The 21,026-nt window shown below is 63.7% G+C and carries 19 protein-coding genes; 5 read left to right on the forward strand and 14 right to left on the reverse strand.

Going from position 1 to position 21,026, the window contains the following annotated elements; genetic code table 11:
• The first annotated feature begins 56 nt into the window (after window positions 1–56).
• Entirely contained in the window at window positions 57–344 is a 288-nt protein-coding gene (locus tag PVV74_RS20680) for a hypothetical protein (RefSeq protein ID WP_103762927.1), read from the forward strand.
• A 20-nt stretch (window positions 345–364) separates the two neighbouring features.
• On the opposite strand, the gene PVV74_RS20685 is transcribed toward PVV74_RS20680, so the two are convergent.
• The 4 genes from PVV74_RS20685 to PVV74_RS20700 all read right to left on the reverse strand — a co-directional run bounded on the left by PVV74_RS20685 (window position 365) and on the right by PVV74_RS20700 (window position 6,458).
• Window positions 365–1,375: a cytochrome d ubiquinol oxidase subunit II gene (locus PVV74_RS20685; protein ID WP_274594503.1), complete on the reverse strand. Its 1,011-nt coding sequence runs from the start codon at window positions 1,373–1,375 to the stop codon at window positions 365–367.
• A gap of 4 nt (window positions 1,376–1,379) precedes the next feature.
• Window positions 1,380–2,756, reverse strand: coding sequence for a cytochrome ubiquinol oxidase subunit I (locus tag PVV74_RS20690; protein WP_274594504.1), 1,377 nt, complete (start codon window positions 2,754–2,756; stop codon window positions 1,380–1,382).
• Window positions 2,757–2,912: 156 nt separating this feature from the next.
• Window positions 2,913–4,262, reverse strand: a complete 1,350-nt coding sequence (locus PVV74_RS20695; RefSeq protein WP_274594505.1) for an aminotransferase class III-fold pyridoxal phosphate-dependent enzyme — start codon at window positions 4,260–4,262, stop codon at window positions 2,913–2,915.
• A gap of 552 nt (window positions 4,263–4,814) precedes the next feature.
• A complete protein-coding gene (locus tag PVV74_RS20700; protein WP_274594506.1) occupies window positions 4,815–6,458 on the reverse strand; it encodes an ABC transporter substrate-binding protein in 1,644 nt (547 codons plus the stop codon).
• Between the two features lie 266 nt (window positions 6,459–6,724).
• Between PVV74_RS20700 and aroC the strand changes: the two genes are divergently transcribed.
• Complete coding sequence (gene aroC / locus PVV74_RS20705) at window positions 6,725–7,828, forward strand: chorismate synthase (RefSeq protein ID WP_103762932.1); 1,104 nt, start codon at window positions 6,725–6,727, stop codon at window positions 7,826–7,828.
• 8 nt (window positions 7,829–7,836) lie between these two features.
• Here aroC and PVV74_RS20710 read toward each other — a convergent pair whose 3' ends face one another.
• The 6 genes from PVV74_RS20710 to PVV74_RS20735 form a co-directional block, all read right to left on the reverse strand.
• The gene (locus PVV74_RS20710; RefSeq protein ID WP_274594507.1) at window positions 7,837–8,613 is read right to left on the reverse strand and encodes a methyltransferase domain-containing protein; all 777 of its coding nucleotides are present in this window, start codon (window positions 8,611–8,613) and stop codon (window positions 7,837–7,839) included.
• A gap of 59 nt (window positions 8,614–8,672) precedes the next feature.
• Window positions 8,673–9,545, reverse strand: coding sequence for a DMT family transporter (locus PVV74_RS20715; RefSeq protein WP_103762934.1), 873 nt, complete (start codon window positions 9,543–9,545; stop codon window positions 8,673–8,675).
• A 73-nt stretch (window positions 9,546–9,618) separates the two neighbouring features.
• Window positions 9,619–9,906 (reverse strand): HU family DNA-binding protein, encoded by a 288-nt coding sequence (locus tag PVV74_RS20720; protein WP_057790788.1) that lies wholly within the window; start codon window positions 9,904–9,906, stop codon window positions 9,619–9,621.
• A 345-nt stretch (window positions 9,907–10,251) separates the two neighbouring features.
• Window positions 10,252–11,532, reverse strand: a complete 1,281-nt coding sequence (gene arsJ / locus PVV74_RS20725; protein ID WP_274594508.1) for an organoarsenical effux MFS transporter ArsJ — start codon at window positions 11,530–11,532, stop codon at window positions 10,252–10,254.
• Window positions 11,529–12,527 carry an ArsJ-associated glyceraldehyde-3-phosphate dehydrogenase gene (locus tag PVV74_RS20730; protein WP_274594509.1) on the reverse strand — a complete coding sequence of 333 codons (999 nt, stop codon included), beginning with the start codon at window positions 12,525–12,527 and terminating at the stop codon, window positions 11,529–11,531. Before PVV74_RS20730 ends, arsJ begins: the two co-directional genes overlap by 4 nt.
• Window positions 12,524–13,369, reverse strand: coding sequence for an arsenate reductase/protein-tyrosine-phosphatase family protein (locus tag PVV74_RS20735; protein ID WP_274594510.1), 846 nt, complete (start codon window positions 13,367–13,369; stop codon window positions 12,524–12,526). Before PVV74_RS20735 ends, PVV74_RS20730 begins: the two co-directional genes overlap by 4 nt.
• Before the next feature lie 97 nt (window positions 13,370–13,466).
• On the opposite strand from PVV74_RS20735, the gene PVV74_RS20740 reads away from it, so the two are divergent.
• Together PVV74_RS20740 and PVV74_RS20745 are read left to right on the forward strand one after the other, a co-directional pair.
• Window positions 13,467–14,180 (forward strand): Crp/Fnr family transcriptional regulator, encoded by a 714-nt coding sequence (locus PVV74_RS20740; RefSeq protein ID WP_274594511.1) that lies wholly within the window; start codon window positions 13,467–13,469, stop codon window positions 14,178–14,180.
• Window positions 14,181–14,294: 114 nt separating this feature from the next.
• On the forward strand, window positions 14,295–15,377 hold the full coding sequence (locus PVV74_RS20745) for a PAS domain-containing protein (protein ID WP_274594512.1): 1,083 nt from the start codon (window positions 14,295–14,297) through the stop codon (window positions 15,375–15,377).
• A gap of 304 nt (window positions 15,378–15,681) precedes the next feature.
• Here PVV74_RS20745 and PVV74_RS20750 read toward each other — a convergent pair whose 3' ends face one another.
• From PVV74_RS20750 to PVV74_RS20765, 4 genes are all read right to left on the reverse strand, one after another.
• Entirely contained in the window at window positions 15,682–16,347 is a 666-nt protein-coding gene (locus PVV74_RS20750) for a ZinT family metal-binding protein (protein ID WP_274594513.1), read from the reverse strand.
• Window positions 16,348–16,760: 413 nt separating this feature from the next.
• Window positions 16,761–18,305 carry an alanine/glycine:cation symporter family protein gene (locus PVV74_RS20755; RefSeq protein WP_103762941.1) on the reverse strand — a complete coding sequence of 515 codons (1,545 nt, stop codon included), beginning with the start codon at window positions 18,303–18,305 and terminating at the stop codon, window positions 16,761–16,763.
• A 40-nt stretch (window positions 18,306–18,345) separates the two neighbouring features.
• Window positions 18,346–18,780 (reverse strand): universal stress protein, encoded by a 435-nt coding sequence (locus PVV74_RS20760; RefSeq protein ID WP_103762942.1) that lies wholly within the window; start codon window positions 18,778–18,780, stop codon window positions 18,346–18,348.
• A 214-nt stretch (window positions 18,781–18,994) separates the two neighbouring features.
• Window positions 18,995–20,479 (reverse strand): AMP nucleosidase, encoded by a 1,485-nt coding sequence (locus tag PVV74_RS20765; protein ID WP_103762943.1) that lies wholly within the window; start codon window positions 20,477–20,479, stop codon window positions 18,995–18,997.
• Between the two features lie 94 nt (window positions 20,480–20,573).
• On the opposite strand from PVV74_RS20765, the gene PVV74_RS20770 reads away from it, so the two are divergent.
• A complete protein-coding gene (locus PVV74_RS20770; RefSeq protein WP_103762944.1) occupies window positions 20,574–21,011 on the forward strand; it encodes a VOC family protein in 438 nt (145 codons plus the stop codon).
• Window positions 21,012–21,026 lie beyond the last annotated feature (15 nt).

The raw sequence follows: 21,026 nt of genomic DNA on the forward strand, positions 1-21,026 counted from the left end.
TGCTATATTCCCAGATGCATAATTGTGAACCGCATTGAAAGGGAGGACCGAGGCTTATGACCGACAAGGACGCCTACACCAAGAAGCTTGAAGCTCAGATGAAGGAGTGGCAGGCCAATATCGACAAGATGCGCGCGCAGGCCGAGAAGGCGCAAGCGGATGCGCAGGTCCAGTACGAGGAACACCTGAAAGAGCTTCGCGCACGACGTGACGAGATGCAGGTCAAGCTGGACGAGTTGCAGCGCAATCAGTCGGCGGCATGGAACGACGTCAAGGCCGGTGCCGACAAGGCATGGGACGACATGTCAAAGGCCATGCAGGATGCGTGGAAGCGGTTCAGCTGAACCGCTGACCGCCCCGGGCGTCAGTCATACCGCAGCTCCGTCGCCTTGCCGCGGAAGATCACGTAGGACAGCACCGTGTACCCGATGATCATCGGCAGGACGAAAAGTGTGCCGACGAGGATGATCATCAGGCTTTCCGGTGCGCTTGCGGCCTCGAATATGGTCAGGCGCTCGGGTACCACGTAGGGGTAGAACGAATACGCCATGCCGATAAAGCCCAGCGTGAAAAGCGCGATGGTCAGGGCGAACGGCGCGGCGCACAGCGCGTCGTTTTTGCGCGGCAGGCTGCGCAGCAGGCCCCAGAGGAGCAAGATCAGGCCCGCCGAGATCAGGGGCAGCGGCGCGAGGAAGTAAAGCTCGGGCAGCGTGAACCACTTGTCGAAGATCCGGCTGCTGACATAGGGCGAGGCCAGAGAAATGGCTCCCAGCCCCAGGATCACGCCCCAGATCCCGTCACGCGCCCAGCGGATGGCCTTGGCCTGCAATTCGCCTTCGGCTTTCAGGATCATCCATGTCGCCCCGATGAAGGAGTAGGCCACGGTCAGGAAGACCGCCGTGATCGCCCCGAAGAGCAGGGTGAAGGGCGTCATGTTCAGGCCCATGACGTAAAGCCCCAGCATGAAGCCCTGGGACAGCGATGCCATAAGGCTTCCGATCCAGAACGACAGATCCCAGAGCCGCTTGCGCCGGGCCGGGGCCTTGGCACGGAATTCGAACGCGACGCCCCGCAGGATGAGGCCCACCAACATGAGGGCGACCGGCAGGTAGAGGGTTGTCAGGATCACGCCGTGCGCGGTGGGAAAGGCCACCAGAAGGATGCCGATGGCCAGAACCAGCCACGTCTCATTGGCGTCCCAGAACGGTCCGATCGAGGCGACCATGCGGTCTTTCTCGGCCTCCGTTGCGAAGGGAAACAGCACCCCGATCCCGAGGTCGAACCCGTCGAGGCAGACGTAGATCAGGATCGACAGGCCCATGAGACCGGCAAAGGCCAGCGGCAACCAGATCGCGGGATCTCCGAACGTGTCCATGCGTCTACTCTGCCGGGGCCGGGTTCAGCCCGGGCATGTCCGGACGGCCCCGCTTTTTCGCCTGCTGTCCGACACAGGCGAGGTAATAGAGCACGAAAATATAGGCCAGCAGAAGAGCGGCATAGACCGAAAGGTAGATGACCAGCGTCGTCGCCACCATCGGTGCGGGCACTTCGGCCACGGCTTGTTCGGTCGTCATCACGCCGCTGACCAGCCATGGCTGACGTCCGATCTCTGTCGTGTACCAGCCCGCGAGTGTGGCGATCCAGCCGGAAAAGGCCATCGGCACCAGCGCCAGCAGCAGCGGCTTGGGCAGGCCCTCGGGGCCACGCCGCCGAAACGCCATGAAGCCCACGGCGACCCAGCTGATCAGGAGCATCGCCATGCCGGTGCCAACCATGACACGGAAGGCGTAGAACACCGGCGCGACGGGCGGGTGAAGGAGTGCGCCATCTTCGGCGACAAAGTCGTTGAGGCCCGGAATTTCGCCGTCCGCATGGTGCGTCAGGATGATCGACGCAAGGTTCGGAATGCCGATCTCGGCATGGTTTTCGCGCGCGGCCTCGTCCGGGATCGCGAAGAGCAGAAGCGGGGCGTTGCCTTGGGTGTCCCAGTTGCCTTCCATCGCGGCCACCTTGGCGGGCTGATGTTCCAGGGTGTTCAGCCCGTGCATGTCGCCCGCGAGGATCTGCATCGGGATCAGAAGAGCGCCGAGGCCAAGGCCCGTGACGAGTGACACACGCACGTCTTCGCCCTTGTCGCCGCGCAGCCAGCGCAGAGCGGACAGGCCGGCCAGAAGGAACGCGACCGTCAGGCCCGAGGCCAGCAGCATATGGGTGACGCGGTACGGCATGGACGGGTTGAATATGATCGCCCACCAATCCGTTGCGTGGGCCACGCCGTCGCGCATCTCGAACCCCGCCGGCGTGTGCATCCAGCTGGACAGGACAACGATCCAGAAGGCAGACATGGTCGTGCCAAACGCCACCAGGAACGTGGCCAGCGTGTGCAGCCAGCCCGGAACGCGGCTCATGCCGAAGAGCATGATGCCCAGGAACACGGCCTCGAGAAAGAAGGCGGTCAAGACCTCGTAGGCCAGAAGCGGGCCTGCGATGTTGCCGACGGTTTCCATGAAGCCGGGCCAGTTGGTGCCGAACTGGAAGGACATGGTGATCCCCGACACGACGCCAAGGCCAAAGCTGAGTGCGAACACCTTCACCCAGAAGCGGTAGGCATTCATCCAGCGTTCCGCGCCGCTGCGGTTGAAGCGCAGCTTGAAGTAGAAAAGCACCCACCCCAGCGCGATCGTGATCGTGGGGAACAGGATGTGGAACGAGATGTTGGCACCGAACTGGATGCGCGATAGCAGGAGTGTGTCCATGGCTCTTAGGGTGACAGGTTGCGACGGGCTTCACTAACCGCCACCAATCGATCTAAGGCCAAACGCGCGAATTTCCGCCCAATGCGACCAGAGGGCGCGGCAAAAGTGGGAACGGCGGACGCTCGGATTGCCGCTTCGTTTTCGCTTGTGCTGCCGTCAGGCTGCGGCAAAGCCCGCGTCCAGGGCCGAAAGAACGCGGTCGATCTCTGCCTCGGTAATGATCAGCGGCGGTGACATCAGCAGGTTGTTGCCCCCGATCCGGACCATCGCGCCGGCCTCGTACGTGGCCTTGTGGACCCGCTTGACGGTGGTCGCATCCATCGGGGTTTTCGCGGCGCGGTCGCTGACCAGTTCTATGCCGGTCATCAGGCCGTGCCCGCCCCGTACATCGCCGATGATGTCGTGTTTCTCCATCAGGTTCCGCACGCCGTCGAACAGTTGGGTGCCGCGGGCCGCGGCGTTGGTTTTCGTATCCAGCCGCAAGGTCTCGGACAGGCAGGCCACGACAGCGGCGGCCCCGACCGGATGCGCGGAATAGGTATAGCCCGTCCAGATCGCGCCGCCCGCGTCGGCGCTCTCGAACACCTCCGCGACCGTCTCGCCGAGCAGGACGCCGCCCACGGGGAAATAGGCGCTGGTGATGCCCTTGGCGACGGTCATCATGTCGGGCTGCACGCCCCAGTGCCGGGCGCCCGACCAGTCGCCGGTGCGTCCGAAGCCGCAGATGACCTCGTCGGAGATCAGCAGGATGCCATAGCGGTCGCAAATCTCGCGCATGTGCTTCATGAAGCTGGCGTCGGGCACGATGACCCCGCCCGCGCCCTGGATCGGCTCCATAATGAAGGCGGCGATGGTGCTTGGGTCCTGGAATTCGATCTCGTCCACCATCGCGGCGGCGATCTTCTCGGCCAGCCTGGCAGGATCGGTTTCGTGGAACGGATTGCGATATGTATAAGGGCTGGGCAGGTGGAAACAGCCGGGCAGAAGCGGCTCGTAGGTGATGCGGAAGCGGTTGTTGCCATTGACCGACGCGCCGCCCCAATGTGTGCCGTGATAGCCCTTTTTGAGTGACAGGAACTTGGTGCGCGTGGGCTCGCCGCGCAGGCGGTGATATTGCCGCGCCATGCGCAGGGCCGTGTCGACCGCGTCGGACCCGCCGGAGGTGAAAAAGACGCGGGCCATGCCGTCTTCGGCAAAGAATTCCTGTACCGCGTAGGAGGCCTCGATCGCCGGGGGATTGGTGGTGCCGGCAAAGGCCGAATAATAGGGCAGTTGCCACAGCTGGTCACTGATCGCCTGTTTGATGGCGTCGTTGGAATAGCCCAAGTTCGTGCACCACAGTCCGCCCACGGCGTCCACCACGCGATGCCCGTCGATATCGGTAATCTCGACGCCCTCGGCGCTTTTGATGATGGTGGGAGCGTGTTCCTGCTGTTCGCCCGGGTGGCCCATCGGGTGCCACAGGTGGCGCGCATTCATCTCTCGCAGGAAATTGTCGTCTTTCATGGAAAGCCCCCGTGTCTGAGTCGCGGATTTGATCAAACGTGGCACCGTGCCGGGGTTCTGTCCAGTGACGCCAATGGGGACCGCGCAAAAGAAAGGGGGCCGTTGGTTCGGCCCCTCATTCCCTCCTGCCGCGTTGTCGGGTTACCGTGCCGGGTCTCGCTGGTCGTCCCCGGTCAGGGTGTACCGCGATGCGCCGATCGCGGTGTGTGTCTGAAATATATCGGAAAAGCCTGGATGGGGCGCAGAGGCACGCTGGTCCGTTATGACCGTCGCCCGGGTCATGCGGCATTCCCCGCGTGGTTACGCGGTGCCGAAATCAAGATGTGCCCCAGTGCCGTTCGCAACACGGCGTCCCCCGATGGATGCACGGGTCCGGTCCCCTGTCCCCGTGCGTTTCATGCTGTTTTACAAGGTATAGGCGAAGTGATTCGCGCCGGTCAATATCGCGTGATTCGTTTTAACCGCGACAGGCGCTAACCCCTGACTTCGACTCGAAAAAAAATAGCGGCGCACGGGGCGCCGCTATTGGGGTGGTGATGATCTGGTACAGGTTCAGGTGTCGAGCCAGACATTTTCGAAATGCATGTACCGGAACTGGTGCACCTGGTCGTTCTTCACATGCTCGGCAAAATGCTTGGTCTGATTGCGCCAGAAGGGCTGTATGATCACGCCGTTGTCCTGAAGGCGCGCTTGCAGCTTGGCGGAGTATTCGCGCCGCTGGTCCGCGTCAAACACGCCAACGGCCTCTTCGAGTATCGCGTCGAACTCGGGGTCCGAGTGGCCGGATTCGTTCCAGGCCTCGCCCGACTTGTAGGCCAGCACCAATACCTGCACGCCCAAGGGGCGCGGGCCCCAGTTGGTGGTCGAGAAGGGGTACTTTGTCCAATCGTTCCAGAAGGACGAGCCGGGGATGACGGTGCGCTTGAGGTTGAAGCCCGCCTCGCGCAGCATCGCGCCGATGGCGTCGGTGGTCACCGTGCGCCAGTCGCCGTCGATCGAGATCAGCTCCAGTTCGGTTTCGCCGTGACCTGCGGCCTTGGCCATTTCGATGGCGGCGGCGGGATCGGCCTCTTTCTTGGGGATCTCGGCGTATTCGGGGTGGAACGGTGCGACGTGGTGGTTTTCGGCGGTGATGCCGTCGCCGTTGATGCCCAGTTGCAGCGCGATGTTGTTGTCGACCGCCATCTGCACGGCGTTGCGCAGTTCTTTCGACGTGTAGGGCTCGGTATCCATGCGCATCCGGGCAACGATCGTATTGGCGGTGGGCATGGTGCTTTTGACCAGGCCAAGACCGTCCAGCGTGTCGATGAAGTCGGACGTGGTTTCATCGTTCACGTCGATCTCGTCACCGTCGAAGGCCGCCACGATGGCCGCGCCATCGGTGCCGAAGTCGATGAACTTGATGCCGTCGAGATAGACGTCGCCGCCCCACCATTCACCGTTTTCGCGGCGCTTCACCTCGGCACCGGTGCCGATATCCATCGAGACCAGCTCGAACGGGCCGGTGCCGATCGGGCTTTGGGCAAGGTCGGTGTCGTCGCCGTGGCTGCGGTGCACGATCAGCGCGGGATAGTCGGCCATACCTGCGATGAGCGAGATGTCGGGGCGCGGCAGGTTCAGCTTGACGGTGTAGTCATCGACCTGCTCGACCACGCCATCGGCCAGTTGGCCCGATTCCGCGTCGATCAGGGAGGCCATGCGCGCGGCCATGGAATTGCCTTCCACCGACTTGTCGCACCAGCGGGTGATGTTGTGGACCACGTCCTCGGCGGTGAAATCGTCGCCGTTGTTCCACGTCACGCCCTGGCGCAGGTTGAGGGTGTAGGTCTGCGCGTCGTCCGACACTTCCCAGCTGTCGAGCAGAAGGCCGGTAAAGCTGTAATCGGAGTTCCAGCGCACCAGCGGCTCGCAGAACTGACGGCCCAGGTTGCCTTTCTCGGTCCAGTCGTATTTGCGCGGATCGGTGATTTCCAGAACCCGCATGGCGACCCGCAGCACGCCGCCTTTCTTGCCTTCGCCATCCTGTGCCATGGCGGGTTGAGCCATGCCCAGAAGGCCGTAAGCGGTGGCGGCGCTGGCGCCGAAGGTCGAGGCGAGCGCCATGAATTCGCGGCGGTCCATCTTGCCGGCGTGCGTGTCCTCGGCCAGCTTGCGTATGACGGGGCGCAGCTGCGCGGTTTCCGTTTCGTGTGTCATCGAAGTCTCCCTGTTGATCGGATGTTGTTCCATCCTGTTTTTCCGGCTCGCAGGTCAGCGTTTTCCTGGGTCTTTTCGAAAATCCGCCAGCATTCGACCGGGCATGTCGCCGAATGAGAATGGGCGGACGGATGCGTACGACCTGTAATATTTGCGACATCAAATTGTAGTTTTGCGACGTGATCAATGCGGGTGGTTCGGCCCCGGCGAATTTGCTTGAGACGCTTTGAGCGCACGGGTAGATCAGGCGGCAAAGGAGACAGGGTATGAGCCTCAACACATTCGGACATCTGTTTCGCGTCACCACGTGGGGCGAAAGCCACGGGCCCGCTTTGGGCGCGACCGTGGACGGGTGTCCGCCGGGGGTTCCGGTGGACGAGGCCTTCCTTCAGCAGTTTCTGGACAAGCGCCGCCCGGGCCAGAGCAAGCACACGACGCAGCGCAAGGAGCCGGACGCGGTGAAGATCCTGTCGGGGGTGTTCGAAGGACAAACCACCGGCACGCCGGTGCAGCTGATGATCGAGAACACCGACCAGAGGTCGAAGGATTACGGCGATATCGCGCAAACCTTCCGGCCGGGTCATGCGGACATCACCTATCACCAGAAATACGGCATCCGGGACTATCGCGGCGGTGGGCGCAGTTCTGCCCGAGAGACGGCCGCACGGGTCGCGGCAGGGGGGCTGGCGCGGGCTGCGCTGGCAAGCCTTGCGCCGGGGCTGCAGGTGAAGGGCTACATGACCCGGATGGGCGAGGTCACGATCGACCCCGACCAGATCGACTGGGACCAGATAGACCGCAACGATTTCTTTCTGCCCGATGCGGGCGCGGTGGCGGTCTGGGAGGAGTATCTGCAAGGCATCCGCAAGGCGCAGAACTCTGTCGGGGCGGAGATTGAGGTGGTCTGTCGCGGAGCGCCGGCGGGGCTGGGCGCGCCGGTTTACGGCAAGTTGGACACTGACCTTGCCGCGGCAATGATGAGTATCAACGCGGTGAAGGGCGTGGAGATCGGCGAGGGTATGGCCGCGGCCCGGCTGACCGGCGTCGACAATGCCGACGAGATTTTCATGGGCGAGAATGGTCCGGAATACACCAGCAACCACGCGGGCGGCATCCTTGGTGGCATCTCCACCGGGCAGGACATCGTGGTGCGGTTTGCCGTGAAGCCCACCAGTTCTATCCTGACGCCGCGCCGGTCGATCCGGATGGACGGCAGCCCGACCGAGGTTGTCACCAAGGGGCGGCACGACCCCTGCGTCGGCATCCGCGCGGTGCCGGTGGCAGAGGCGATGATGGCCTGTGTCGTGCTCGATCACCTGTTGTTGCATCGCGGGCAGGTCGGGGCCGGACCGCGGGGCGTGATCGGCTGATCCCAGGCCTATGACTTGCGGGCGACCACCGCGAACTGCGTCAATGAAAAGAAAAAGCGCCCCTCAGCGGCGAGGGCTTCCTGTTCTTTGCGCCAAGCCGTGCAATCGGCTTCGGGGACGAGGTCGTTCTGCCGCGCGTAGTTATCCATTAATGTCAGCATCATGCGGGCCAGACCGTCCGGTCTGAGATCGTGATCATTTAGCGTGACCGGGCGGATATCCTCTACCTCGAAGCCCGCGTCGCGCAGCATCGGCGGCAGCACCGCAGGCACGCGGCGCTCGATGAAATGGTCGTCCCACGAGGCGATCATGCGGTCCATGCGCGGCTGATCCTCGGTGTGCCAGATCCAGCTGTCGAAATGGATGTCGCTGACAACCAGCCGTCCACCGGGGCGCAACACACGGGCGACCTCGCGACAGGCACGTGGCAGGTCATCGAGATATTCGAACACCTGCACCGAGACGGCCTTGTCGACCGATCCCCTCTCAACCGGCAGATCATAAGCCGAGCCATCGCGGAACTCGACCCATTCGAACTCGGTGCAGCGGGCGATGGCGGCCTCCCGCATGTCGTTGCTGGGGTCGACCCCGATGATGCACCCGCCGGGTCCGACGGCGCGGGCCAGTTCGGCAGACAAAAGGCCGTTGCCGCTCCCGATATCGAGGATCGTCTCGGCAGGCTTCGGCAAGACAGCGTCGAACGACAGACGCCGCCGCTGGATGATGTCGGACCCTTGATAGACGAGGTCCAGCAGGCGCGTCGTCTCGGCGTTGAATTGCAGCATGATCGCATCCCCCCGCGTTTCAGAATACCCGAAAGCGGAAAAATCACGAAATCGACGCCTTAGCGCGGGGCCGTTTGACGCGAGAGCTGCACGGCGAGAATGCCGCCTGTTACGACCAGCACGCCAATTATATCCCAGAAACCTAATGCTTCGTTAAGCACGAGGGCGGCGATGGTGACGCCGAAGAACGGGGTGAGGAAGTGGAAGGTCGCGGCCTTGACCGCGCCGATGCGGTTGACCAGGGCGAACCAGACCAGCGTTGCGGCGAGGCCGGGGATCAGCGTGGTGTAGACGAAGGCCGCGATCAGTTGCCACGACCAGGCGATTTCAAGGGTTTCGGTTGCAAGGCCGAAAACGCCCAAGGCGGCGCTGCCGACCAGCATTTGCAGGCCCACGATCATCAGGAAGTTACCGCCCGAGGTCGCGCCGCGCACCATCAGGGTGGCAAAAGTAAGCGCGATGACGCCGCCGATGCAGAGCATGACGCCGTAAAGGTCGGCGCCGCCCTGGATACGCGTGCCCATGATCAGCGCGACGCCGGCCATTCCCGCGGCGAGTCCGGCGAAGCCCAGGGCGCTGACGCGCTGGCCGAGGATCAGCCAACTGGCGAGGCCGACGAGCAGCGGCATCGACGAGGCAATGATCGCGGCGAGCGAGGCCTCGACCGTCTGCATGGCGACGAAATTCAGGCCGAGATAGAGCGCGTTCTGGCACAGGCCGAAGATGATCGTGGCCCGCCATTGCGCGGGTGTCAGACGCCAGGATTGCCCCAGGGCGCGGGCGATCAGAACACCCAGTATGCCCGAGATCAGGAAGCGCAGGGCAAGCGCGCTGACGGGCGGTGCGGCGGCGACGATGATGCGCGCGGAGGTGAAGGCGCTGGACCACATGACGGCAAAGGCCAGCCCCATGAGTAACGCGCGAACATCCATGTTTTACTCGTCCTCGAAATGAAAAGGGCCGCCGGTGGGGCGACCCTTTCCGAAACCTGAAAGGAATACAAGGTCAGCCGTTCACGCTGTCCTTGAGGGCCTTGGCGATCGTCATTTTGACGACCTTGTCGGCATCCTTGTGGATTTGCTCGCCGGTGGCGGGGTTGCGCACCATGCGCGCCGGACGCTCGCGGCAGTAGATCTTGCCAACGCCGGGAAGGGTGACGGCGCCGCCGTTCGACACTTCCTTGGTGATGATCTCGATCATGGAGTCGAGGGCGCTTGTCGCGGTTTTCTTGTCGCTGCCCATTTCCTCGGCGAGGGCCGCAACGAGCTGGGTTTTGGTCATCGGTTTTGCCATTTTCTGGTCTCCTTCAACTGCCCGTTTCTTGGGCCTCCTGCGCGGGATTTAACTGTATCTTGTAGGCAAACACAACAAATAGTGTCGTAAAACAAGGACGATTTCGGTGATTTGGGCCTGTTTTTTTGGGTTCAGGCCGTTTTACACGAGATTCAGGGACCTTCAACGCGCAAATGGCGATCCTGCAAGCGAGGCGGGGAATCGCCAGTGAAACTTGGTTAATCGGGCAAAAGCGGTCGAAATCCCACGTCGGTATCGCGTCGGTATCCGGGTGGTATGGCGACGGTGCGCGTTTCGCGATTTGCCGGGGTTAACGGGCCGTACGTGGTTAACAGGAGACTGGCGCTACGTGGCGGGGCGTTCCTGGCCCAGGGCCGGATCGAGGCGACCGGACGCCAGCGCAGAGGCTGCGACCATCGCGGTCGCGGTCCCGAGCATCAGGGGCAGGCCGCCCAGTTGATAGGTCAGGCCCGACAGCACGGTTCCGAGGAGCCGGCCTCCGGCGTTGGCCATGTAGTAGAAGCCCACGTCCATCGTCACGCGCTCGGCCCGGGTGAAGGCGAGGATCAGGTAGGAGTGCAGGGAAGAGTTCACCGCGAAGATGCCGCCGAAGACCAGCAGACCGGCCACCAGCGTGACGGTGAGCCAGGGTTGCGGGCCGGAAGACGCCAGCGCGGCGGCGGTCAGGACGGCGGGAATGGCGGCCAGCGCCCAGGCCCAGCCGCGGGCGGCGTAGACGAGGTCGGCTTCGGGGCGGGAGGCGGCACGCAGGAGACTGGGGGCGGCGGCCTGCACGGCGCCGTAGAGGATGATCCAGAGGGCCATGAACGTGCCGATGAGGAAGAAGGCGGCGCGATTGCCGTCCTCGGTGCCGTCGGAGAGCACGGCGTAGAAGTAGATCGGGATGCCGACAACGAACCAGACGTCGCGTGCGCCGAAGAGAAAGACGCGCGCCGCCGACAGCCAGTTGACGTTTTGGGACTTGGAGAAGACCTCGGAGAACTTGGCGCCCTTGCGGCCCTTGGGCAGGCCCGGGGGCATGGCGATGAGGACGGCCACGAGAATGAGGGCGAGGATAGCGGCCATGCCGAGCACCGCGCCGGTGAAGCCGATGAGTGCCAGAAGCGCGGCGCCGAGGAGGAAGCCCAGACCTTTTACCGCATTCTTGGAGCCGGTGAGCACGGCGACCCAGCGGAAGAGGCCTCCGCCCGTCGTGGGGGCGAGGAGCTTGACGGCGGACTTGGAGGACATCTTGGCGAGGTCCTTGGCCACGCCGCTGGCGCCTTGGACGACCATGACATAGGCGACCGAAAGGCCGATGGCCCAGTCGGGGTCGAGCTGGGTCAGGGCCAGCAAGGCCAGCACCTGTATCCCGAGACCTGCATAGAGCGTCGAGGTCAGGCCGAAGCGGGCGGCGATCCAGCCGGCGGCGAGGTTGGTGACCATGCCGGCGATCTCATACAGGACGAAGAGATAGGCCAGTTGGACGGGCGAAAAGCCCAGCGTGTGGAAGTGCAGCAGCACCAGCATCCGCAACGCGCCGTCGGTGAGCATGAAGGCCCAGTAGGCCGCGGTGACGGCGATATAGGCCGAGAGGCCCTCGGGGCGTTCGCGGGTCTGGCTCACAGCGACGCGCCGACCATCAGGGCCACGTCGACGAGGCGATAGGCATAGCCCATCTCGTTGTCGTACCACGCGTAGATTTTCACATGGGTGCCGTTGACGACCATGGTGGAAGGCGCGTCGACGATGCCGGAGCGTTGATCGTTGGTGTAGTCGGCGGAGACCAGCGGGCGTTCCTCGTAGCCAAGGATATTTTTCAGCGAGCCTTCGGACGCGGCCTTGAAGAAGGTGTTGACCTCTTCGGCGGTGGTTTCGCGCTCGACCTCGAAGACGCAATCGGTGATCGAGGCGTTCAGCAGCGGCACGCGGACGGCGTGGCCGTTCAGGCGGCCCTTGAGTTCGGGGTAGATGAGCGTGATCGCCGTGGCGCTGCCGGTGGTCGTCGGGATCAGGGAGTTGAGCGCCGAGCGGGCACGGCGCAGATCCTTGGCGGGGCGGTCGACGATGGTCTGCGTGTTGGTGACATCGTGGATCGTGGTCATTGAGCCGTGCTTGATCCGCAGGTTTTCGTGGATGACCTTGACTACGGGGGCGAGGCAATTGGTGGTGCAGCTGGCGGCGGTGACGATGCGGTGGCGGGCGGCGTCGTAGATGTTGTCGTTGACGCCCATGACGATGTTGGCCGCGTCGCCGTCCTTGACCGGGGCGGAGACGACCACCTTTTTCACGCCCGCGTCGAAATAGGGGGCGAGCTTGGCCTCGGACTTGAACACGCCGGTGCAGTCTATGACCACGTCGACGCTATCGAGCGGCAGGGCCGACAGGTCGCGCGTGCCGATGAAGGGGATGCGGGTGCCGTCGATGGTGACGCTGTCGGCGTCATGGGAGAAGTCGGCGTCCCAGCGGCCATGCACGGTATCGAATTCCAGAAGATGCGCGTGCATTTCCGGGTCGCCCACGGCGTCGTTGATCCAGGCGATTTGCGCACCGCGCTCCAGCAGGGGTTTCAGGATCAGCTTGCCGATGCGGCCCAGCCCGTTGACGGCGTATGTTGTCATGCGGAGGCTCCGCTGTTGATGTTTGCGATGTCGTCCACGGCTTTTTGTAGGGAAATCCGATCGAGACTGTCGAGTGACAAGCTTGTAAACGCCTTGATGCGGTTCTGAAGTGCGCCGTAGGCCTGTTGGAAGGCGAGCGCCTTTTGCGCGTCGGTGCCCTCGGCCTTCACCGGGTCGGGCATGCCCCAATGGGCGCTGACGGGCTGGCCGGTCCAGGCCGGGCATTCCTCGTTCGCGGCCTGGTTGCAGACGGTGAAGACGAAATCGAATTGCGGCGCGTCGGGGCCCTGGAAAACCGAGACGTTCTTGGCCTCGAGCACCGAGGTGTCGTGGCCTTTCTGTTGCAGCACATCGAGGGCGAAGGGGTTCAGTTCGGACCTGGGCTTGGTGCCGGCCGAATAGGCGTTGAAGCGGTCGCCGCCCTCCGCCCTGAGAAGACATTCTGCAAAGATCGAGCGGGCGGAATTGCCGGTGCAGATGAAGAGCACGTTGTACTTGCGGTCGGTCATTTGGGGAACTCCGAGAAGAGTGTGCAGGGAGGTGAGGGAACAGGCATCGGGGCGACCACGGCAGCAATCGCCGATGAGATAGTCGAGGGTTTGTCGCATCGCTGTCATGTCGACGCTGTAGCGCAGGGAGGTGCCGGTGCGCGTGCGCGTGATCAGCCCCGCCTGCACCAGCGCGTTCACGTAGGTCGAGAGCGTGTTGGGTTTGAGGTCGAGCGCGCGGGCCAGTTCGGTCGCCGGGACAGCATCGGGATAGCGCCGCATCAGAAGGCGAAAGACCGCCATGCGCTGGGGATGGCCGAGGGTGGCGAGCCGGTGGGGAATCATTGTTTCCATGATTCATGAAATATTGAATTAGTGGCGCATCCGCAAGTGTGGATGTGCCGATGTCATTCACGCATGAACGAAACTGGCCGAGCTGCGTTGCCCCTGCATGGCACATGGTACGAACAACAGGGTTCTGTGTGCGCTGGACATCACGACGCGCGATGCGGTGACCAGGCACTGCGAGGATGTGACGCTGGAGGCCGGCGCGGTCTTGCAGCGCTCGGGCGAGGCGACACATGCGGTCTATTTTCCTGAAACCGCCGTGATCTCCGCGATTGCGACCTATAGCGACGGGTCGGGCATCGAGATGGCCAATATCGGGCGCGAGGCGTCGACGGCGGTGAACCTGATGTTGGGCCAGTCGCGGCATTTCCACACCGACGAAGTGCAGATCGCGGGCGCGGCGCTGCGCCTGTCGGCAGAGCGGTTCGTGCAGTTGAAATCCGAGCACGAGGCGTTCGAGCGGGTGCTGTTCGCCAGTGCGCAATCGGTGTTCTACCAGGTCATGATCTCGGGTGCGTGCAACGGGGCGCACAGTGCGCGGCAACGCCTGGCGCGGTGGCTGCTGACGATGGCGGACCGGATCGACGGCAGCGAGATGCGGCTGACACACGACTTCCTGGCCGAGATGCTGGGGGTCCGGCGGGCGACGGTCACGGAAGCTGCGCAGGACCTTCAGGAGAACGGACTGATTTCCTACAGGCGGGGGCGGGTCAGGATCACCGACCGCACCGGGCTGACGAACGCCAGCTGCGAATGCTACAACCTCGTGCGGGCGGCGAACCGTGAGTTGTTGCCCGAAATTGATCGGGACGCGTGAAATCGCTATTCATGGTACGTTATCGTACAGATCTCGCGCTGGACGTCCCATAAGGTCGGCCTATCTTGGCCGCAGTTCACGCGATAAATCATGTTCTGAAGAGGGGGATGGCCCATGAGAGTGATGGACGCCAGCATGGATGGCGATGACGTGATGAAGAATGCGATCCGGCATTCTCCGTTGTCGATCGTGCTGACGGACCCGCGGATCAAGGACAATCCGATCACCTATGTCAATTCCGCCTTCGAGGCGCTGACGCTGTATAGCCGGCGATACGCGGTCGGGCGCAATTGTCGTTTCCTGCAAGGGCCGGAGACGGAAGAACGGCATGTGACCCGCATCCGTGATGGATTGAAATCCGAACAGGAATTCGAGGTCACGCTGACCAATCACCGCGCCGACGGCTCGGCCTTTCGCAACCAGTTGCTGATCGCGCCGATCCACGGAGAGGACGGCGAGTTGACGGCGTTCTTCGGCCTTCAGCGCGAGGTGCCGGACCCTGCAGGCGCAGCGGAGGGGGACGACGCGTCGATGGGATTGCTGCGCGAGTTGCAGCACCGGGTGAAGAACCACCTGTCGATGATCGTCAGCATGATCCGCATCCAGGCCCGGCAGAACGTGACCGAGGACTCGCTGAAGGCGATCGGGCGGCGGATCGAGGCACTGTCGGTTCTTTATGACGAACTGTTGAGCGGCGGCGGAACGGGCGCCAGCGAGGAGATCGCCACGGGCGCCTACCTGAGCCGCATCGCGTCGGTCGTGTCGAGCCTGGAGCCGCGCGGGGCGATCCGGGTGAACGTGGAATGCGACGAGATCTCGCTGCCCGTGGACCAGGCGGCGCGGCTGGGGCTTTTGCTGTCGGAATTCATGACCAACGCGTTCGAGCACGCGTTCGAGGGGCGGTCGTCGGGCACACTCGAAGTGCGGTTCGCGCGGCGCGAGGACGGCGGTGTTTATCTGATGGTGGAGGATGACGGCAATGGGCTGCCGGAGAACAGCAACTGGCCCTTTTCGGCGCCCAGCATCGCGGCTCAGAAGAACCGGGCGGAGCATCACGACGGCGCGCTGGACACGACGGGCGAAGACGGCAAGCCCGGCGTGGGCGGCAGCATCGTGCAGGCGCTGACGCAATCGCTGGACGCGGAGCTTTCGGTTGAGCGGCTGGAGCAGGGCACGCGGGTGACGGTCGAGTTGTGACCGGGTGAGGCGGGAGCCAGGGGCTTGGGCCGGACTGAAATGGGGATGTCGACGTGGTGCCGGATGCCCGGGCGTCTGCACCGACATCAGCGCACAGGGTCTGCCCACGCGGCACGTCCGTTTTGCGGGTGCGAAGTCAACGGATCGCCGCGACAGATTGGGCGAACGTCTCTGCCACGTTCTGTCGCCGGATTTCATGCTCCTTGCCGGGTCAGCTTGCGCCGCTTTTTTGGGGGTCGCCGCTTTTTCGGACCGGGGCCTGGAATGCGTGCAGCCCTATCCGACCGCACGCATTGACCCGTTTTCAGTGGGCCATCATTTCTTCAGCCACGTCCGCGCCGCTGAGTTCGGCGGGGTAGTAGGTTGGCCAATTGGTGACTTCCTCGAGCAGCTTCGCCCGGTCGTCGCCCCAGTAGAGGTGGAAGTGTCCGGCATCCTGCGGCGCGATGGCATGGTCGCTGAACTGGATGAACGCGGGTGCCCCGGCGTCGCCACCGCTCTTTTCGAATATGTAGCGGACACCGCGGTTGCCGGCCTCGTAGGTCAGCACTTCGTAGCCGTCGTTGGCATAGCGGCCCTGCAGCGGGGTGCCGTCCTCATCGAAGGTGACGCTGTCACCTTCGATGAGGATACGGTCGACCTCGGTCGCATAGCCGGTCTGGTAGTAGTCGGTGTATTCGGCCGCTGTCTTGTCCCCATGCTCGGCCTTGTGCGCCATGACGGGGTCGAGCGTTCCGTCCTGCAGCAGCGGGTAGACCGATTGCCAGTCTCCTTCCCAGTCCGAGAGGTTGCGGTCCTCGATCTGGTCATCCTCGAAGTAACCGTTGTAGACCTTGTCGTTACCGTGATCGTGTTCTTCGGAATGATCGTGATCATGTGTGCTTTCGCTTTGGGCGAACGCCGGCGCGGCAAGCACGAGCAAGGCGCCGGTGGCGACGGTGGCAACGCACCTGGCGAATGTCTGTTGCATGAGAGGCTCCTGTGTTGACGGGATCTTCGACCCCATGAATATTAATGTTATTACATAACAAATCCTCCTTAACGAACGGATTTTGCTTTGACAACCGGGTTACGCAGTTGAAGACCTGTTCAGACGCGAAAGACTGCCGAACGGCAAGTGCTGCCGCGCGCCCGTCCGTTGCACGTGCAAGCCCGCTCCGGTTCGGCGCAGTCAATCTGGTTCGAACGCCGCCACTCGCGGTATCGAGAACCGCGATGCAACAGCACGCTGTGCGTGGGCCGCTCGCAACGTCTGTTCGCTTGGCGTGAAGGCATGTCCACGCCTCCCTGAACTGGAAAGCCGCCGATGCAAAACCGCCCCCGCAGAGCCTGCGAGGGCGGTCTCGTTGGTGGGGCGGACCCGCGTCGGGGGACCGCAGCGCCTTACTTGTACTTCTTGATCTCGCCCGAGCGCAGGCGCGACGCGTAGCTTTGCAGCTCGCGCTTGACGATCGGCATCAGGAAGTAGAGGCCCAGCACGTTGACCACCGCCATCGCGAAGATCGCGGCATCGGAGAAGTCGATCACCGGGCCGAGGCTGGAGGCCGCGCCGATCACCACGAAGATGCAGAAGATCAGCTTGAAGATCAGCTCTTTCGTCTGGCCCTCACCGAAGAGGTAGGTCCAGGCCTTCAGCCCGTAATAGGACCAGCTGAGCATCGTGGAGAAGGCGAAGAGGATCACCGCCAGCGCCAGGATGTACTTGAACCCGTCGATCGAGGACTGGAACGCCGCCGAGGTCAGCGCGACGCCGGAATTGTCGCCGACGGTCTGGATCGCGGTGCCCGCCTCGTTCAGCACGAAGAGGCCGGTTTCGGGGTCGGTCACCAGCTGGTCGGTGATGATGATCACCAGCGCGGTCATGGTGCAGACCACGACCGTGTCGATGAAGGGTTCCAGCAGCGACACGAAGCCCTCGGTGATCGGTTCCTTGGTGCGCACGGCCGAGTGGGCGATGGCCGCCGAGCCCACGCCCGCCTCGTTCGAGAAGGCGGCGCGGCGGAAGCCCTGTATCAGCGCGCCCACCATGCCGCCGGCGACGCCGAGGCCGGTGAAGGCGCCCTCGAAGATGCGCCCGAAGGCGGTGCCGATCTGGTCGAAGTTCATCAGGATGATGATCAGCGCGGTGCCGACATAGAGGATGCCCATGAACGGCACGACCTTTTCGGTGACCTTGGCGATGGATTTCAGCCCGCCGACGATCACGGCGAAGACGACCGACGCCATGACAAGGCCGGTGATCCAGCCGGGGTAGTCACCGAGGACGTTGGCAAGCTGCGCGTGGGCCTGGTTGGCCTGGAACATGTTGCCGCCGCCAAGCGCGCCGAGGATGCAGAAGACCGAGAAGAGCACCGCGAGGATGCCGCCGCCGAAGATGCCACGTTCCTTGAACCCCTTGGAGAGGTAATACATCGGGCCGCCCGAGACTTTGCCATCGGGGTATTCGTTGCGGTATTTCACGCCGAGCGTACATTCGGTGAACTTGGACGCCATGCCCATGAGGCCGGCGAGGATCATCCAGAACGTGGCCCCCGGACCGCCGATGCCGATGGCGACCGCGACGCCCGCGATGTTGCCGAGGCCTACTGTGCCCGAAAGCGCCGTGGCGAGCGCCTGGAAGTGGCTGACTTCGCCCGCGTCGTTGGGATCGGAATAGTCGCCTTTCACAAGAGCGATGGAGTGGCCGACCCAGCGGAACTGCACCACGCCGAAATAAATGGTGAAGACGGTGGCGGCGATCACAAGCCAGCCCACGATCCAGGGGAAACTGGTGCCGGGAAAGTCGGAGAAGATCAGGCTGACGAACCAGCCGGTGGAGTTGGCGAAGATCTCGTTGACCCGCTCGTCGATGGATTGCGCCAGGGCCGGGGCGCTGAGCGCGAGCAGGGCGAAGAGCGCCGCCAGGGGCGTCTTGAGTGAATGTTTCATCTGTGTCCCTCGATTTTCTTGTTGAATGCTTGGCGCGTTGTCACGGCACGATGGTGACGGGCACGGGCGCCGCCTGCGCGAGGCTGCCCGCGACCGAGCCGAAGAGGCGCGAGGACAAGGCGGAATGGCCGGTGCGGCCGATGACGATCTGTTCGGCCTTGTTCTCGTTGATGATGTCGACCAGCGTATCGGCGATATGACCGTAGCGCAGGACCGTGGTGGCGCTAATGCCGGCATCGGTGAGCTTTTTCAGAACGGGTTTGAGCAGCGCATCCTCGGCGCGGGCCAGCTCTTCCTTGCGGCGCATGTGCCGTTCCTCGAGCTCTTCCTTGGTGAGGAAGGAATAAGGCGACCATTCCAGCACGTGGGCGACGATCACCTCGGCGCCTTGTGCCTTTGCCAGGGTGGTTGCGAAGTCGAGAGCCGCCTTGGCGCTTTCACTGTCGTCAAATCCCAGGACCAGTTTTTTTGACATTGTTCTCTCCTGTCGTGTCATTCCGGATCGGAATCCGATCAGCGTAGACGCAAAAGGCGAGTCGGCGCGAGTTTTTTCAATTTCTGTAAGCAAGACGGTGCCGTAGGGTGCCGGATTCCGGTCGGTTTGCGGCTGGTTTGGGCGGTGCGGGAACAGCAGGCCGGGAGGTCCCGGAGCAAGTCCGGGACGGGCGTGCTCGTGTGCCGGGGGGCGCCTAGAGGAACGCGGTTTCGTCGAAGCTGCGCAGCTTGCGGCTGTGGATGCGTTCCAGGGGCATGTCGCGGATATGCTCCATTGCGCGGATGCCGACCATCAAGTGGCGCGAGACCTGTGTCTTGTAGAAATCGCTGGCCATGCCGGGCAGTTTCAGTTCGCCATGCAGGGGCTTGTCCGACACGCACAGGAGCGTGCCGTAGGGCACCCTGAAGCGGAAGCCGTTGGCGGCGATGGTCGCACTTTCCATGTCGAGCGCGATGGCGCGGGACTGGCTGAGGCGCTGGACCGGGCCGGACTGATCGCGCAGTTCCCAGTTGCGGTTGTCGAAGCTGGCGACGGTGCCGGTGCGCATGACGCTTTTCAGCGCGTAGCCTTCCAGTTCGGTCTCGGCGGCGACGGCCTGTTCCAGCGCGATCTGCACCTCGGCCAGGGCCGGGATGGGCACCCAGGCGGGCAGGTCGGCATCGAGCACCGCGTCCTCGCGCAGGTAGGCGTGGGCAAGGACGAAATCGCCCAGCGACTGCGAGTTGCGCAAGCCCGCGCAATGGCCGACCATGATCCACGCGTGCGGGCGCAGGACGGCGATGTGGTCGGTCGCCGTCTTGGCGTTGGAGGGGCCGACGCCGATATTGACCAGCGTGATGCCGCTGCTGTCCTTGCGCTTGAGGTGGTAGGTGGGCATCTGCGGCAGCTTGGAAGTGGGGCGCAGCACCTCGTCGGGGCCGGTGATGGCCGTGTCGCCGGGGCCTATGAAGCTGTCGTAGCCACTGTCGGGATCGGCCAGCATCTTGCGGGCGAAGGCTTCGAACTCGGCCACGTAGAACTGGTAGTTGGTGAAGAGAACGTGGTTCTGGAAATGCTCGGGCGCGGTGGCGGTGTAATGCGCGAGCCGGGCGAGGGAATAATCGACGCGCTGGGCCGTGAAGGGGGCAAGCGGCGCGGGGTCCTCTTGCATCACGGTGTAGGTGCCGTTGACGATGTCGTCATTGGTGGTCGACAGGTCCGGCACATCGAAATAGTCGCGCAGGGTGAAATCGGACGCGCCCTGTTGCGGGACGGTGATGGAGGCGTCGTTTGCGACGGCGAAATGCACCGGCATGGGGGTGTCCGACACGCCGATGGTGACCGGCACCTCGTGGTTGTCCAGCAGGAGGCCGATCTGCTGTGTCAGGTAGTTGCGGAACATGCGCGGCCGGGTGACGGTCGTGCTGTAGGTGCCCGGCTCGGCCAGGTGGCCGAAGCTGAGGCGGCTGTCGATCTTGGCATAGCTGGAGGTGCTGATGCGGATCTCGGGGTAGAAGGCGCGGACGGGGCGCGAGGGCTGGCCGTTCAGCATCGCGGCCTGGAACGCCTCGCACAGGAAGCGCACCGCGTCGTCGTAGAGGGCCACGAGATGCGCCACCGCCGCCGCGGCCTCGGTAAAGTTTTGCGGCGCGGGGGCGTGGGGGCTGTGATAGCGGCCGTCATCGGCGGTCTGAGCCATGGTGTACCCGTTACAATAAACTTGTGCGGCGCACGTTGACAGAGCAAGGGGCGCTTCGCAAGCTGGCGCCGATCTGGCTGCGAGGGAGGGGGCGATGGATTTCGAGACGGTCACGCCGGAGGTGTTCGGCGCGTCCCTGCGGGGGCTGGGGCTGAACCTGCTGGTGCGGGACGTGACGCGAGAGGTGGCGTTTTTGGAGGCGGTGTTCGGGATGACGGCTCACCGGGTAAGCGGAGATTTCGCGATCATGGTTTACGGCGACCAGCTGATGCAGCTGCATGCGGACGGGACCTATGGCAGTCACCCCGCGCTGGGGCTTTTGCCCGAAAGCGGCCCGCGCGGGGCGGGGGCGCAGCTGCACCTTTTCGACAGCGACCCGGACGAGGCGGCGGCCAAGGCAGAGGCCGCGGGCGGGCATGTGTTGCAGCCGCCGACGGACAAACCGCACGGCCTGCGCGAGACCACGATCCTGTGCGAGAACGGCTATGCTTGGGTGGCGTCGCGGCCGCTGGAGGTTATATCAGCCGGGTGAGGCATAGGAGAGCGG

The sequence above is a fragment of the Roseovarius sp. SK2 genome, from assembly GCF_028807495.1.
Taxonomy (GTDB): domain Bacteria; phylum Pseudomonadota; class Alphaproteobacteria; order Rhodobacterales; family Rhodobacteraceae; genus Roseovarius; species Roseovarius confluentis.

What these genes read in the sequence shown, in the direction of transcription:
- PVV74_RS20680 (WP_103762927.1), top strand. Translation starts at nt 57, where the DNA reads ATGACCGACAAGGACGCCTACACCAAGAAGCTTGAAGCTCAGATGAAG.
- PVV74_RS20685 (WP_274594503.1), bottom strand. Translation starts at nt 1,375, where the DNA reads ATGGACACGTTCGGAGATCCCGCGATCTGGTTGCCGCTGGCCTTTGCC.
- PVV74_RS20690 (WP_274594504.1), bottom strand. Translation starts at nt 2,756, where the DNA reads ATGGACACACTCCTGCTATCGCGCATCCAGTTCGGTGCCAACATCTCG.
- PVV74_RS20695 (WP_274594505.1), bottom strand. Translation starts at nt 4,262, where the DNA reads ATGAAAGACGACAATTTCCTGCGAGAGATGAATGCGCGCCACCTGTGG.
- PVV74_RS20700 (WP_274594506.1), bottom strand. Translation starts at nt 6,458, where the DNA reads ATGACACACGAAACGGAAACCGCGCAGCTGCGCCCCGTCATACGCAAG.
- aroC (WP_103762932.1), top strand. Translation starts at nt 6,725, where the DNA reads ATGAGCCTCAACACATTCGGACATCTGTTTCGCGTCACCACGTGGGGC.
- PVV74_RS20710 (WP_274594507.1), bottom strand. Translation starts at nt 8,613, where the DNA reads ATGCTGCAATTCAACGCCGAGACGACGCGCCTGCTGGACCTCGTCTAT.
- PVV74_RS20715 (WP_103762934.1), bottom strand. Translation starts at nt 9,545, where the DNA reads ATGGATGTTCGCGCGTTACTCATGGGGCTGGCCTTTGCCGTCATGTGG.
- PVV74_RS20720 (WP_057790788.1), bottom strand. Translation starts at nt 9,906, where the DNA reads ATGGCAAAACCGATGACCAAAACCCAGCTCGTTGCGGCCCTCGCCGAG.
- PVV74_RS20730 (WP_274594509.1), bottom strand. Translation starts at nt 12,527, where the DNA reads ATGACAACATACGCCGTCAACGGGCTGGGCCGCATCGGCAAGCTGATC.
- PVV74_RS20735 (WP_274594510.1), bottom strand. Translation starts at nt 13,369, where the DNA reads ATGGAAACAATGATTCCCCACCGGCTCGCCACCCTCGGCCATCCCCAG.
- PVV74_RS20740 (WP_274594511.1), top strand. Translation starts at nt 13,467, where the DNA reads ATGGCACATGGTACGAACAACAGGGTTCTGTGTGCGCTGGACATCACG.
- PVV74_RS20745 (WP_274594512.1), top strand. Translation starts at nt 14,295, where the DNA reads ATGAGAGTGATGGACGCCAGCATGGATGGCGATGACGTGATGAAGAAT.
- PVV74_RS20750 (WP_274594513.1), bottom strand. Translation starts at nt 16,347, where the DNA reads ATGCAACAGACATTCGCCAGGTGCGTTGCCACCGTCGCCACCGGCGCC.
- PVV74_RS20755 (WP_103762941.1), bottom strand. Translation starts at nt 18,305, where the DNA reads ATGAAACATTCACTCAAGACGCCCCTGGCGGCGCTCTTCGCCCTGCTC.
- PVV74_RS20760 (WP_103762942.1), bottom strand. Translation starts at nt 18,780, where the DNA reads ATGTCAAAAAAACTGGTCCTGGGATTTGACGACAGTGAAAGCGCCAAG.
- PVV74_RS20765 (WP_103762943.1), bottom strand. Translation starts at nt 20,479, where the DNA reads ATGGCTCAGACCGCCGATGACGGCCGCTATCACAGCCCCCACGCCCCC.
- PVV74_RS20770 (WP_103762944.1), top strand. Translation starts at nt 20,574, where the DNA reads ATGGATTTCGAGACGGTCACGCCGGAGGTGTTCGGCGCGTCCCTGCGG.